A 16072-nucleotide genomic window follows, 5' to 3' on the forward strand; every position below is an offset into this window, starting at 1 on the left:
AACTACAAATAAAATATAAGGTTTCAAATTGCTTTGTAGCCCTTTACCCCTATCACAATATCTTCGGAAAAGTGAATCCATTTTGAAAAAAGAAAGGAAATCATTATATTTACGTAACTGATTACGTAATTAACTATGCAAATGAATTTTTTTGACAATATTGGTATAATAGCAATTGGCACCAGACTTAGAATGTTAAGTGAAAAGATGACAGAAGATGCTACAAAAATTTATGAAATGTATGACGTGGATTTAAAGCCAAAATGGTTTCCTGTGTTTTATGTTTTGTCTCAGAATAGCGAGAAATCTATTACCGCAATAGCCAATGAAATTGGTCACTCTCATCCCTCTGTAAGCAAAATTGTTCGGGAGATGGTTAAAGAACAAATTTTACGTGAAAAGAAAGATAAAAATGACGGGAGAAAAAATAATATCGAACTGGCTCCCAAAGGCCGGCAGATAGCAAATCATATTAAAGAACAATATACCGATGTACAAAAAGCTGTAGAAGTTACCTTAAATCAAAGCAGGCACAATATGTGGCATGCTATTGAAGAGTTTGAATTTCTTTTGGATCAAAAATCAATGTTTCACCGTGTAAAAGAAGAAAAGAAACTTAGAGAAATAAAAAAAGTTGAAATCGTTCCTTATGAGGCCAAATATAGAATCCCATTCAAGAACCTCAATGAAGAATGGATCACTACCTTTTTTAAGATGGAAGAAACGGATCGTAAATCTCTGGATCAACCAAAAGAGTACATTTTGGATAAAGGAGGCGAGATATTAGTTGCATTATACGATAAAGAACCTGTTGGTGTATGTGCCTTAATAAAAATGGAAGATCCTCATTACGATTTTGAACTTGCCAAAATGGCTGTTTCTCCACAGGCAAAAGGTAAAGGCATAGGTTGGTTATTAGGGAAAGCTATAATCAAAAAAGCGCAATCATTAAATGCTCAAAAAATATATTTAGAAAGTAATACTGTATTAAAACCTGCCATTAATCTGTATCATAAACTGGGGTTTAACAAAGTAGTGGGACATTCAACTCCATATGAGCGATGTAATATCCAAATGGAATTGATATTAGACTAAAATATGGCTATAATCTCGGCGTTGGCAGGAGTTGAATCTAAAATCCTTTCATAATGGATTTGTTTACTTGTTTTACCTCAGCTCCTCCACGCCGAATCATAGCCTGATATTTCTTTAGAATATTCAATTCAGATTTTAAAAATAATAATTTGAATCCGCATTCCTATTCAGAAATTAAAGATTTAAATACACCGAATATATCATACAGGTCAGAAAAACAATAATTACAGAACCATTTTTCTATAAATAGAAGTGTCAATTTCTTTGAAAAACCAATACATCTCAAAAATGTTGACAGAATTAAAACCAACTACCTCATCATATATAATTTATTTAAAATCAATATCTTAACACCATCACAAAAGTTTATCCAGCTCTTTTTATCTCACCATTTTTTTGTAACTTAATAAGATACTGATTTAAAACCTCTCAATCATGAAAACCTTAGTACTGATTCTATTAGGGGTGTGCTTTTTTTCTGCCTTTACACATCAGAATAAAGCTACCGTTACTGAGCCTTATAACCTTGAAGGTGTTTGGGAACTTAAACATCAATTTCTTTATGAAGATAATCAAATAAGCGATACTATTTTAAATCAAAATGGATATCGCCAGGTAAAGATGTACAGCAAAGAAAAAGTGATGTGGACCCGGTTTGATCCAAAAGACAAAAACGAATGGTTTGGCTATGGTACCTATGCAATTAAGGATGGTATCCTTGAAGAACGCTTAGAATATGCTTCAGGGCCAATGATGAAAATCGTAGACACTATTCAAGTTTTTAGATTTGAACTAATGATGGATTCTAACTCTTATCAACAAATTAATATCGATAAAAACGGGCAATATACACTTGCCGAAAACTACAGTAGAGTTGAGTAAATCCTTTTCAAGAAAATTAAATCAAAAATAATGGAGTCCAGATATCTGGACTCCATTTTAAGTAGTATACTTAGAAAATTAAAATAAATTACTCTCTAATTATTTTGCCTGTTGTTTTGTTTTTGGAAACTGAAATCGTATAAAAATACATTCCTGATTCTAGTTCACCTATATCAAAACTCTTAACACTTTCTCCTCTTTGAAGCTTGTCATTTTGAAAATTATAAACTTCAACTCCATTAGTATTAAATATCTGGAATCTGAAATAATCAGAACCTGATTTAGAAATAGAACCATCTAAGGCAACATTAATTATATTTCCAGAAATAGGATTAGGAAATACTTTCCCTACACTACTTTGTGTATTAATTACAGCAGTTCTGGCACCTAATCCATCCAAATATGCTCTATGACTTGAAGAGAAAGCAGAATTATTTACCAAATCCCAATTTATAGACCAGGTCATTAAACCTCTAAAACTAGGATACGTAGAACTGGTTGTATACGTTCTTCCTGGATAAGAGGTTCCTTTAATCAAATAATCCAGTGCTTGTTGCACAACAGCTTCAGAAGTATATCCGCTTCCTGCTGCTTGTGTAGTAGCAGGTAATCCAATAGCAACCTGATCTGCTCTAAGACCAGGGAATGTAAGCCCTGTTTGAGCAACCGGGAAACCAGTAATTAACATTTCTGCCATAGCCACATGAAAATCTGCAGTAGCTGGCTGGTATATTTTTCCATCTCCCCCAAACATAGAACCTGTATTATAGTGCTGTACATGAATATAATCCATTTCATTACGTAATGCATGAATTACAGGTAAATATGCTCCAAAAATTCCAGAATAATTTCCATAAGCACCTTGTACATACGCTGTTTCTGGAGCCATACTTAATATAAATCTATTTGCACCTATATTGGTTCTAATGGCTTTTGTGGCAGCAATAAGATTCTTAATCTTTGTTGTAGTCGGATTCCTGAAATCCGAATCTCCGCTACCTAATGAAAGAGAACTTCCTTCTAAATCTATATCCAATCCATTAAAACCATATGTATTGATGATATTGGTCATAGAACTTATAAATAAATTCTTTTCAGTGTCATTATTTAATTCTACTCTGGCATTGGCACCTCCAATAGAAATTAGTACTTTTTGTCCTCTACTCTTTACAGTAGTAACATCATCTATAAAAGCCTGAGTATTTCCATTATAAATACTATATGGACTAAATAGCATATCGGCTGTACTTCCTGCTTTAGGCTCTGCAAATGCAATACAAATCACATCCCAGTCTCTGGATACTTCACTCAGTCTTGGCGTAGTAGATCCATTATCAAAATTATGCCAGTACCCAACCAAAATCTTACTTGGTAAGTTATTATTTCCACCATCTACTCTTTTTCTTACAGTAACAACTTCTGAAGTGGTTTGGTTATTCTCATTATCTGTTGCTACGGCTGTTAAAGAATAGCTTGCAGATTGTGCATTGGAAATTGTAAAAGAATACGGATTAGTAGTATCTTCTCCTAGTTTTGTAGTTCCATCAAAGAATTCTACTTTAGTAACAGTTCCATCATCAGTTGCTGTAGCATTAACAACAACAGAACTACCAGCGGTATATGTTGCACCATTTGAAGGAGATGTGATATTTACTACAGGAGAACCTCCTGTTCCTCCTCCGCAATCACCTGTTTTAGACCAGGCATCCTGCCAATGAGCTCCAGTACCAGGTGCATATGCCCATGCCGCTGCAGAAGAGCACCATCCCGGAATATTACATTTAAATTTTTCGCCTTCATTTTGTACTTCCTGATCTTTGCTATATGAAGTACCCGCAACATATTGTGGTAATCCATCGCAATTACCATTTCCTACTGTAGTAACCGAAATTGATACTACAGAAGAAGTTGAAGTAGCTCCGCCATTATCAGTAGCCTTAGCAGTCAACGTATAACTTCCTACAGACGCATTAGAAATTGTATATCCATAAGGGCTAGAAGTATCTTCTCCTAGTTTTGTAGCTCCATTATAAAATTCAACTTTAGAAATAGTTCCGTCACTATCAGAAGCATTTGCAGTGATAGAAACTGAAGTCCCTTCATTAAAAGAATCATTATTATTTGGAGAAGTAATTGCAACTGATGGAGGAGTATTATTAACTCCATTAACTGTAATGTTTATTACAGAAGATGTGGTCGATGCTCCTTGGTTATCGGTTGCTTTGGAAGTTAGTACATAATTTCCTGCAGAAACATTTTGCCAAACATATTCATAAGGAATAGAAGTATCTTCTCCCAGTTTTGTACTACCGTTATAAAATTCAACTTTAGACACTGCCCCATCTGTATCTGCTGCATTAGCAGTTATTGTTACAGATACTCCTTCTTGAAACGAGCTATTATCGTTTGGTGAAGTAATACTTACAGTAGGACTGCTGTTAGGAGTACCGCCACCGCAATCACCTGTTTTTGACCATGCATCTTGCCAGTGAGCTCCGGTACCTGGTGCATATGCCCAAGCTGCTGCAGAAGAACACCATCCCGGAATATTACATGTAAATTTTTCTCCTGCATTTTGTACTTCCTGATCTTTGCTATAAGAAGTTCCTGCTACATATTGTGATATTCCTGCACAATTTCCTCCTCCTGTATCAGGAAGTGTAGTTGCAGTTGTGGTATTACTAAAATCAGATTGATTATTTGCAGCATCCTTTGCTTTTATTCTAAAAGAATACGAGGTGTTTGCTGTTAATCCAGTTACTTGATGAGAAGTACCAGTTGCGGTAGCAACAATAGTATTTCCCTGGTATATATCATATCCCGTTACAGCTACATTATCGGTAGCTGCATTCCAGGCAAGATCGACTGTAGTTTGTGTAGCATTTGATGCCCCTAAACCAGTAGGTGTAGAAGGTGCCTGTGTATCAGTATCTCCTCCATCAAAATTGATATCACTAGTCGAATAAAATGCCTCTGGACTGTCTGATCTTTGCCAAATACTATAAATAACATGTCTACCTGTTCTAGCAGGAAGTGTTACCGGAATATTAACAATCCTTTCTGGTGCACTTGGAGATGTTCGTACCAAAAGTTCAAGACTATCCCAAGTTAATGGTTGATCAGGTGTCCAGCTTGCTTTGGTTATATAAACTTCATAATAAGCAGTTGCATGAGGAGCATGATTTGTCCAAGTAACTGTAAATGGGCCTGGAGAAACTTTTGTCGACACCCAATCAGATCTAACTTGATCCATGCCTCCATATTTATCAGGCCTGCCACCACTAGCCAGATTTCCATCCATCACATATTGCTGATGATTACCATTAGCATTAGCTTGATTAATTTCACTCCAATCATATAATGGCTGCGTACCATGAGAGGCTACTGCTGCAATACAAGCAGCAGAATCTGGACTTTCGGGGTTTTCCTGAAAACAATTCCAAACACGACTTGGCGGGTATGTTACTGTGCCATGGGGAAAAACAGATAGAAATACTGTTAGAAATAAGGTCGTACAAATTAACTGCCTCCATGAGCAATTAATTGTAATAAAATTTACTGAGTTTGTTCTTTTTTTAAACATGGTTTTAGTAGTATTTAAGTGTTATATTGAAATATACAAGCACTCGAATTGACGAATTTTGAGATTCAAAAACATCAATACGCACAATGGGTTGATAAATAGTATTCTATTCAACCCATCAAAAAATCTGTAATCGTAATTTATATAATAAGATTCTTAATAGTAACCATAAAAGGGTAGAAGAAACTCCCTTTTATGGTTTCAAAAACTATTTTAAATTAATTTGATACTTTCATCTTACCATATTCCTTTTCATTTCCTATAGTAATCGTATACAAATACAGGCCAGATTTTAAAGAACTGATATTGAATGTTTTACCATTCCGTCCATTCATCACATTATTTTCAAAATCTAATAATGTAGCTCCGCTAAGGGAATGTACTTCAAATCTAAAATTAGAGTTAGACTTTCCAGAATTTATCATCACATTTATGATACCATTTTCAGTAGGATTCGGAAATACTCTAACCGCAGAATTTCTTACTGCACAGTCTCCTGTTTTAGACCAAGCTAATTGCCAATGAGCTCCTGTACCAGGTGCATAAGCCCATCCTGCTGCTGAAGAGCACCATCCTGGAACATTACATTTAAACTTTTCGCCTTCATTTTGCACTTCCTGATCTTTGCTATAAGAAGTACCTGCAGTATATTGTGGTAATCCTTCACAATTACCATTTCCTACTGTAGTTACTGAAATTGATATCACAGAAGAAGTTGAAGTAGCTCCACCATTATCAGTAGCTTTAGCCGTCAATGTATAATTTCCTACAGATGCGTTAGAAATTGTATATGCATAAGGACTACTAGTATCTTCTCCTAATTTTGTAGCTCCATTATAAAATTCAACTTTAGAAATAGTTCCGTCACTATCAGAAGCATTTGCAGTGATAGAAACTGAAGCTCCTTCATTAAAAGAATCATTATTATTTGGAGAAGTAATTGCAACCGTTGGAGGAGAGTTATTAGTCCCATTAACCGTAATGTTTATTACAGAAGATGTGGTCGATGCTCCTTGATTATCAGTTGCTTTAGCAGTTAGCACATAATTTCCTGCAGAAACATTTTGCCAAACATATTCATAAGGGCTAGAAGTATCTTCTCCTAGTTTTGTACTACCGTTATAAAATTCAACTTTAGATACTGTACCATCTGCATCTGCTGCATTAGCAGTTATTGTTACAGATACTCCTTCTTGAAACGAGCTATTATCGCTTGGCGAAGTAATACTTACAGTAGGACTGGTATTAGGAGTCCCGCCACTACAATCACCTGTTTTTGACCAGGCATCTTGCCAGTGAGCTCCAGTACCTGGTGCATATGCCCAAGCTGCTGCAGAAGAACACCATCCCGGAACATTACATTTAAATTTTCCGCCTTCGTTTTGTACTTCCTGATCTTTGCTATATGAAGTACCCGCAGCATATTGTGGTATATTTGCACATCCCCCTGTATCACTAGTAACTGTTATAGAAATAGTAGTAGAAGTTGTCGTTGCATTTTCATTATCTGTTGCTTTTGCAGTTAATGTATAATCACCTGCTAATGCATTAGAAATTGTATAGCCATATGGGCTGCTAGTATCTTCTCCTAACTTTGTGGTTCCATTATAAAACTCGACTTTAGAGATCGTTCCATCACTATCTGATGCATTAGCTGTTATAGCTATTGACACTCCCGCTGTAAAAGAATCATTATTATTAGGTGAAGTAATATTTACTGTTGGCGGTGTATTTGTACTATTACCAACAGATACAGAAACGGCAGAAGAAGTCGTGCTAGCATTACCATTATCTGTTGCTCTGGCCGTTATTGTATAACTCCCGGCTGGAACATTAGACCACGAATACTCATATGGTGATGTAGTATCTTCTCCTAATTTTGTGGTTCCATTATAGAATTCAACTTTAGAGATCGTTCCATCACTATCAGATGCATTAGCCGTTATAGCTATTGTTGCACCTTCGGCAAAAGTAGAATTATTTGCTGGTGCTGTTATACTAACCGTAGGAGAAACATTTCCTCCTGTACCACCATTGGCAAATACTTCATTTATTTTGTTAACTAATGGAGATTTCACATCTGACCATCTTTTAAGTTTTCTACCAAAAGAAGTAGCTGTACCTCCAAGTTCCAAGTCACCATAAACTGTCCATACTATAGTTCCGGCAAGCCCATTATCATTAATAAATTGAGCTTTAATAGCAATAGACTCTTCATCATCATAGCTTAAAAAGTATTTACCATTTACCAAATAAGGAACCTTAGCTTCATTATCCCATTTTCTGGTCCAACCACTATTAGGAGATAAGGCTTTTTGTTTGATAAAAAAGTAATTAGGAGTACCATCATACACTTCTTTTGGCCAATTTGTATAATCTGCAGCGGTTTGTATTGGTCCATCGGGTTGTACAGTTTCTGATCGTTTTACTGTTGTTGCATTAAGATCAGCTGTTCCTTCTGTTACTACACCCCTACCGTAGAATGGGGCTCCAAAACATATTTTGTTTTTAGGAACACCCACTTCAACAAGTTTTTCTAATGTAGATTGCCAGTTAAAGAAAGGCACTTCTGCTCCTGTATACGGATATACTGGTGCATTATGTCCTGCTTTATTAGACCAACCACCATTATAGTCATAAGTCATCATGTTAAAATAATCCATATTAGCAGCTACTCCAGACCAATTAAATCCATCCAGTTTTCTTGGATCTGCAGCCATAGCCGATGTAATTAATTTTGAAGGTCCTATAGCATTACGAATTTCTTGTAATAAAGATTCAAAATTCGCAAAATCTGCCTGACTACCTGTAAAATTCATTCCTGAAAATGGCCCAGGATATTCCCAGTCTAAATCAATCCCGTCGAAACCAATATTGATTAATCTTTTACAGTCTTCAATAAACTTTGCTCTTTTTACAGGATCGGCAGCCATTTCTGGGAAATGTTTACACATACTCCATCCACCTATAGATGCCATTACTTTTACTCCTTTTTGGTGGGCAAGATCTAATAATCCTAATGCTCCATTTTCTTTTTTAAGAGGTAATGGCAATCCGCCACTTAATCCCCAGACAGGATGTGTCCATGTACTAGCCCCTACTTCTACTTGAAAGCCTTGAGCTTCTGCACGTGCTTTTATATCAGCATTTACATAGTTTACATATTCTAACTCCCCGAATAAGAGGTGTAAATCCCAGCTACTATATAAATCTGTAAAAAATAGATCTGCTGGTGCTTGTGTTGCTCCATCCTGATAAATATTTTTATTTCTGTGATCTCCACTATGTAATGAACCATCTCTGGCTACTCCAAAAAATGAATAGTTAAGAATCGTGTATTTAGAATAATCAATATTAAGATGAGTTAAAGCTCCCGGAGCAGGAACTCCTGCTGTAGTGGTTTTCCATGCATCCCAGTTAGTTATATAGCCAATAACTTGTTTCTGATGATTAGAAGTCGTAGCGCTCCCTCCTGTGTTCACTTGTGCAAAAGCAATGCTCGAAATGCACATAAAGATCAAAAGCAAAGACGTTTTCAAATGCAATTTTTGAAAACACCAGGCCTTAAAAGTTTGGTTTAATTTTCTCATAATTTTTACCTTTAGTTATAAATGGTTTGTGTTATTATTTACGAAAACGTTGTAGTTTTCAATGAAAAAGTAGAAATAACTGAGGGTTTAAAAAAACTAATTAGCTGAATGACTTAAAATTGTAGATTTTCAGAAGGAAAACAGGAATAAGATGCAAATTGATTCTATTCTATAATTTCTATAGGCAAAAGAGGTTATTCTATAAAAGCCTTTACAAAAAGAAACAATAAAATAGAATAAATCTGGTTACATACCCAAATAGAAAGTATGATTTATTCAATAAAAAAAAGAATAAACTACCTCTATTTAACCATAGAATAATTGCTAAAAAACCTATAGAATGAAAGTAAAATGTTTACTTATTGATGATGATCCTCTGGCTATCAATATTTTAAAAAAACACTTAGAATATTTTGAGCATTTTGAAGTGGTTTTCTGCTGCTATAATGCCGTTGATGCATTTGATTTTATTCGTAAAAACACAATTGATTTAATATTTGTTGATATTTACATGCCCATGGTAAATGGGTTAGAGTTTATTAAAAGCATAGACAACCCTCCTTTAATTATTATAACTTCGTCTGATGAAGATTATGCTGTACAAGGGTTTGAATTAGGAGTTATAGATTATTTAATAAAACCAATCTCATTGAAGAGGTTAGTAAAATCTTTACATAAAATATCCAGAACATTAAATAATATAAATAAGCTATCACATTCATCTCAATTAGAAGATCACATTTTTATTAAAGTAGATAAAAAAATGATCAAAATTTATTTTGAAGACATTTTATATATAAAAAGCCTTAAAGATTATGTCATCATAAAAACGAATCATAAAGATTATGTAACACATTATAATCTATCTGCAATTACCAGGTTACTGCCCGAGTATCTTTTTATAAGAATCCACAGATCATATACTATCGCCATTAATAAAATTAAGGCCATTGATAAAAACTGTATCGAAATTGCTGATAAATCACTTCCCATAGGAAGAAACTATATAAAAAAGGTTAAAGGTAAAATCATAGATGGCGTTACCATTTAAGCAAAAAAAAGATCCGGGATATATACCCCGGATCTTTAGTATGTATAAATGACTAGCATCTATTCACAACATAACAAACAAAATTTTAAACGGTATACCGTTTAGTATCATATTTTCTAGCTAAATCTTCATTTTTATCACCAACTAAATCTGCAATAAATCGAACTGTTGTTTTCATAATAATGAGGTTTTAGAGTTTATATTACAATCAATGAATCTGCCAAATCAGGGCCTTAGAATACGCTGATAAAAAAAATGCTGAGTTTGTGTTAGCCAATCAATGCTTCAAGACCCTTTATTTGGCAATTTTCTATTATTCAATATATTTCTGAGATTCTTTAACTGCTTTTTTGGATTTATTTTTTAATTATTTTTTTGGTGATTACCTCTCCACCGATATTAATTTTATAGATATAAATTCCACTTTTCAGAGTAGATAAATCTTGTGTAAAATCTCTACTTCCACTATACTCTTTTAAAGATTTTGTATCCATTAATTTACCATAGATATCATATACATCAATTTTCACCCATGATACTTCTGGAACTGTTATCTTATACTTTATAACATCATCCACCAATGTTTGAAATGCAACAGAAGACATATTTGGATTATTATTGACACAATCTGAAACAAATTCCCAAACAGAACTACTACCTGGAGTTTCGCCTTCTGTCCACCATTTGGCTTTATAAATTTTTTGGCTATGGTATATTTGATCTCCACTATTATAAGCAATAGATGCTACCCATTGTGAAGATCCACAAAAATCTCCACTACCAGAGCCTCCACCACAACTAGAAACAAACCCCCATACAGAACTGCTTCCCGGAGTCTCTCCTTGTGTCCACCATTTATTGGTATAGAGATTACCGTTATAACTTACTTTTTGTCCCGCTGTCGCATATATTTGATCAGATCTCCATGCAGCTATCCCATCACAGTTACCTCCTATGACTTTTTCTTTCACAGTAAACATAACAACTGTTTCTGTAGATAATCCTTCATTATCTGTAGCCGTAATTTTATATGATACATCACCAAAAGCACCAGGAGTCCAATCTGTAACGTATTGAGTACCATTTGCAGATGGAGTAATTTCAACATTATTTACAATAAACCTAACAGAGCTAACCTGATTATCATCTGTTACAGTAGCTTTTAACTGAATTGATGACAGTGTTGTTTGCTCTATAATATCTGAATCTTTTGGTTCGATTAGAGTTATTGATGGAGGTGTATTACCTCCTACTACCTTTTCTTTTACAGTAAAGACAATTGTTTTTTCTGAAGTTGCATTTTTATTATCTGTTGCAGAAGCAATGAGCGTTACTTCACCAAATGCTGCAGGAGTAAAACTGGCTGTATAATTACTTCCATTTGCTGTAGCACTAATGTTAGTATTGTTATGCTTAAACGTAAAAGATTGAATGGTTCCATCAGAATCTGTTGCACTAGCTTTCAATGCTATCGCAGACAATTCGGTTAATTCGATAACTTGCTCATTTGTGGGAGCTTCCCATACTACTGTTGGTGAATTGTTTATAGGATCTGTATTTCCTGCAGCCTCATTTACAGCTTTAAGAATACTTGAAGACGAATTATAATCGACATCTTGTGTAAGTTCCCATATAATTAACCCCTGATGCCCATACTGCTTAGAATATTTTATTTTTTCTCCAGCTAATTTTGGTGTGTTATAATATATTTTTTTCCCATTCTCTCCTATGTACCCTCTTAACTTTTTAGGATCCTTAGGGTCATAACTTGTAGCTGCATTAGCAAAATCTTTTATGATATCCTTATAAGGAACAAATTTGGCTCCGTTACCTCCATTAGGTTTCTTTTCAGAAAAATCATAGCCATAAACGGGCAATCCAAAAGCTAATTTGGCTTTTGGTACATTAAATCCTCCAGCATGATTCCAGGCTGGTGGAGCAAACCCCATCCAATATTCTAATGCATCTTGTGCAGAATAAATTGGATTATCTGCTGTTTGTCCTTGATAAGTACCTTGTTCTACTTTATAAAGAGAAGAATGAGGGCCTTCTGGTGATTTATCCCATGATCCTGTAAAATCATAAGACATAAGACCAATCCAATCCATATAGTCTGCCATACCATCATCATAGTTATTTCCATACCAAGATGTTCCGAATACGGCAGCTGTAATTAATTTATTAGGTATTTTAGCTCTTAGTTTCTGACTTAATTTTTTTAGTCCAACACCTGCTGGGTGAGGACCTTTATCAGCATCTCCCCATTTGCTTCCTCTTACTCTTCCTCCTTGATCTGAAGTCCCACTAATGGCTGGATCTGCCCACCAGCATTCCATATCCAAATCAACCCCGTCCAGATCATTTTGAGTAACATAATTAGCAATCAATGTTGCTATTTCATCTAGTTTACTATCATTGTTTTGGTATTTGTTCATCAACCATAGAAATGCATAATCTGTAGCTCCACCTAATGCAACAGATACTTTTACTCCTTTGGCTTTAGCTTTTTGAAGAACACCTAAATCGTTAAGAACAGAATCTACTTTTCTAGATTGAAACTCATCAAAAGATATAGAAGCAAAGTTTGAACTATTATAATCGTTATTATTCTGTTTAAACATTAAAAAAGAAATGTTCAGATGTGTTACTACTTCTGGATTAAATTTATTTTTGATATCATAATCAGCAACCCAGGTAGGCAAATACCCAATAATTCGTTGTTTACCAGAATAGTCTGGTCCTAGTCCTCCATCACCACATGGTCCTATTAGTTCCCAGGAACCAGCTCCAGGAGCATCACTGGTATAGTATTTACACTTATAATTAATATTATTATAAGAAACTTCTTGCCCTTGTGTATAAGGAACTTTACTTGCATCCCATTCTGTAGAACAGGTAGGGAAATTGTATTGTGCCTGAATATACAGCGCACAAAAAAACATTAATAAAAATGTATAATAATTTTTCATGATTAGTGTGATTAATTAATTCGAGTTTGTATATATATAATCGGGTAGTTAAGTCACTAGTAAATAACTACCCGAAATAGTTCCTTAGCAGTTAATTTTTAAGGATTTTCTCAAAATAAACGTCGTCATTTATGTAAATTTTAAATACATAAAGACCGTTTTTGAGATTTGACAGATCGTGTGTAAATGATTTTACTGACTTTGTCTGGATTCCATTAAATGATTGTGTACTTATTAATTTTCCAGAAAGGTGGTATAGATTAATCCTAATCCAGGATGTATTATCTGTTTTTATCCTAAAGTTTACAATATCCTGAGTTACAGTAGGAAAAACAGAGTAATCATTTGAAGTTATTTCAGAGTTACTTTTAGAACAAGTTCCTGTTTTTGTCCAGGCAAGTTGCCAATGAGCTCCAGTACCAGGTGCATATGCCCAAGCAGCAGCAGATGAGCACCATCCCGGGATGTTACATTCAAATTTTTCTCCTTCATTTACTACTTCATCATTTAATCCATAAGAAGTACCTGCTACATATTGAGGTACATTCGCACAGTTACCATTACCCACCGTAGTAACCGAAACTGAAATTGAAGAAGAAGTTGAAGAAGCACCGTCATCATCTGTAGCTTCGGCTGTTAATACATAATTTCCTTCTACTGCATTAGTAATTGTATATGTATAAGGGCTACTTAAGCTTTCTCCTATCTTATTTCCATTATTAAAAAAAGTTACTTTTGTAATCGTACCATCATTGTCAGACGCACTTACCGTGATAGGAATCGAAGTTCCTGCTTCAAAAGAAGTATTATCACCCGGAGAAGTTATACTTACAACTGGAGCATTATTATTTCCTCCTGTCGTTTTTTCTTTCACAGTAAAAGAAATTGCTTTTTCTGAAGTATTATTTTGATCATCTGTAGCAGATGCTGTAATCGTAATTTCTCCAAATGCAGTTGGCGTAAAACTAGCTGTATAGTTATTCCCTGAAGAGGTAGGATTAATACTAGTATTGTTATATTTAAAGACAAAAGATTGAACAGTTCCATCGGTATCTGTAGCACTGGCTTTTAAAGTAATTGGTGTAAGTTCTTTTTGTTCTATGACCTGTCCATTACCTGGTGATTCCCATGTTATTACAGGGTTAGTTCCATTAGAAGCACCACATTCTTTTACAAACTCCCATACGGTATCACTTCCTGGGATATTACTACTATCTGCATACCATTTGTTTTTATAGACTTTGTTATTGTACTTCACATAGTTGTTCTTGTCTTTATAAATTCTTGAAGCATTCCATTCGGGCACTTCTTGACAGTCAATATTCACTCCATCCCAAATAATAATCTTTATGGTTGAAGTTGCGGTAATACCATTTTCAAATACAGCATTAGCGGTTAAAACGTGACTTGTATAACTAGATGGTGTCCAACTGAATGTTACTCCATCAAAAGTTTGATTTTCTACAGATGTAGTAACGCTTACTAATTTTGTGTTTTTTTCGTCTATAGACAAGCTTACCGAAATTGGCGAAAATGTAGTTTGCTCAAACATTTGATTATTCTTCGGGCTAGCAAATGTTACCTGAGGTTTTTGTGCGCAGGGTTCTGCTGTAAGATCAGCAGCATCACCACCATACTTAGACATATCTTTACATCCACAATCAGAAAGATCATGAACTCCATCCATATCGGTTCCTATATTATAAATATCAGTGAATCTTTGGTAGTACCCTATTCTATCCACTACCTGAGGTTTTTCTGTACCTTGCCCACATTCTACTCCTCCATTAATAATATTTACAGTCATCCCAAGTCCTGGAATTCTATTTTTGGTTTTATCCAACTCATTAGGGGTCCATTTGTTCACCATCACATCATGAGCCGATGGCTTAGGATATTGAGGTGTCATCCAAAACCAAATAGCAGTCTGAAAAGCTAAAGCAGCATCTTCGATTACTTTTTCCGGATTATCCAAGAGTATTTGTTTGTCTCCAAAAATAAATTCACTGGCAGGACCGTAGTTATAATTGTATGATAACTGTATTGGTCCTCTTCCTTTATATGATTTTCCCGGAGTTGGGGGATAATTTGTATCTGGAGAAGCATAAGAAGCATCTGTAGGTTCTTCGCGAAAGTGCAAACCCCAAGAAAACTGTCCACCCGGAGCAGTTGACCACCCCCCGGTAGTCTCGTGAGAGATATTAGCAAAAAAAGCGGTAATCTCTCTTTTTCTGGTTTCCAGATTTCCTTCTCCCAAAAAGGATCCATAATCTACTTCTTTAATGACAATTTCTTTTTCTACATTTCTTGGTGCATCAAAATCTACATCGGTTCGAATCACTTTTGATACACCTGTAGTCTTATCAGTACGTGTAACTCTATAAGCGTTCGTACCACATCTTCTCTCAAAGGTCACTTCAATTTTACTCATTCTATTAATGGCCTCGATAAAAGATTCGAAAGTATAAAAATCATCTTTAGGATCTAATACCCAAACACCGCCTCCTGTGTCTTTGGCGCCAAAACGGTACGGAAACAAAGTATCCCATAAGTCTTTATTTATCAAATCATTAACTTGAAATAATGGTTTTACGGTCAAAGATTTATCCGGAGTAAAAGAATAATCTGATTTTGATATCCTGGGATATGTATTATCATCGTTAGAAAACGTTGGATTAATAGCAAAAAGTAATACAGTAAAAATCATTATCCATAATTTCCTGCATAAAATCCAATGGATTTTTGGAGTAGTGAGCTTGTGTGTCATTGTTAAGGTTAATTTGTGTTAAGTCGTTGGTTTTCTTTAAGTTTTTTAAAAACCTAATCATAAAGTACTGTATTTAAGTTCTTTTGAAGAAATAAAATATACGAGTAACACTTTTTAGCACACAAAAGCCATCAG

At 34.8% G+C, this 16072-nt stretch carries 7 protein-coding genes; 3 read left to right on the forward strand and 4 right to left on the reverse strand.

Annotated elements, in window-relative coordinates; genetic code table 11:
* Positions 1-141 precede the first annotated feature (141 nt).
* Both DG435_RS06610 and DG435_RS06615 read left to right on the forward strand, forming a co-directional pair.
* A complete protein-coding gene (locus DG435_RS06610) occupies positions 142-1095 on the forward strand; it encodes a bifunctional helix-turn-helix transcriptional regulator/GNAT family N-acetyltransferase (protein WP_106792235.1) in 954 nt (317 codons plus the stop codon).
* Positions 1096-1530: 435 nt separating this feature from the next.
* Positions 1531-1977, forward strand: a complete 447-nt coding sequence (locus DG435_RS06615; RefSeq protein ID WP_106792220.1) for a hypothetical protein — start codon at positions 1531-1533, stop codon at positions 1975-1977.
* 88 nt (positions 1978-2065) lie between these two features.
* On the opposite strand, the gene DG435_RS06620 is transcribed toward DG435_RS06615, so the two are convergent.
* On the reverse strand, positions 2066-5560 hold the full coding sequence (locus DG435_RS06620; RefSeq protein WP_106792219.1) for an Ig-like domain-containing protein: 3495 nt from the start codon (positions 5558-5560) through the stop codon (positions 2066-2068).
* Positions 5561-5778: 218 nt separating this feature from the next.
* Positions 5779-9150, reverse strand: coding sequence for an Ig-like domain-containing protein (locus DG435_RS06625; protein WP_106792218.1), 3372 nt, complete (start codon positions 9148-9150; stop codon positions 5779-5781).
* Between the two features lie 340 nt (positions 9151-9490).
* Between DG435_RS06625 and DG435_RS06630 the strand changes: the two genes are divergently transcribed.
* On the forward strand, positions 9491-10201 hold the full coding sequence (locus DG435_RS06630) for a LytTR family DNA-binding domain-containing protein (protein WP_106792217.1): 711 nt from the start codon (positions 9491-9493) through the stop codon (positions 10199-10201).
* A 356-nt stretch (positions 10202-10557) separates the two neighbouring features.
* On the opposite strand, the gene DG435_RS06635 is transcribed toward DG435_RS06630, so the two are convergent.
* Both DG435_RS06635 and DG435_RS06640 read right to left on the reverse strand, forming a co-directional pair.
* On the reverse strand, positions 10558-13170 hold the full coding sequence (locus tag DG435_RS06635; RefSeq protein ID WP_106792216.1) for a glycosyl hydrolase family 18 protein: 2613 nt from the start codon (positions 13168-13170) through the stop codon (positions 10558-10560).
* Positions 13171-13261: 91 nt separating this feature from the next.
* On the reverse strand, positions 13262-15937 hold the full coding sequence (locus DG435_RS06640; protein ID WP_106792215.1) for a glycoside hydrolase family 19 protein: 2676 nt from the start codon (positions 15935-15937) through the stop codon (positions 13262-13264).
* Positions 15938-16072: the final 135 nt, after the last annotated feature.

It is taken from the genome of Aquimarina sp. Aq78 (assembly GCF_900299525.1).
Taxonomy (GTDB): Bacteria; Bacteroidota; Bacteroidia; order Flavobacteriales; family Flavobacteriaceae; genus Aquimarina.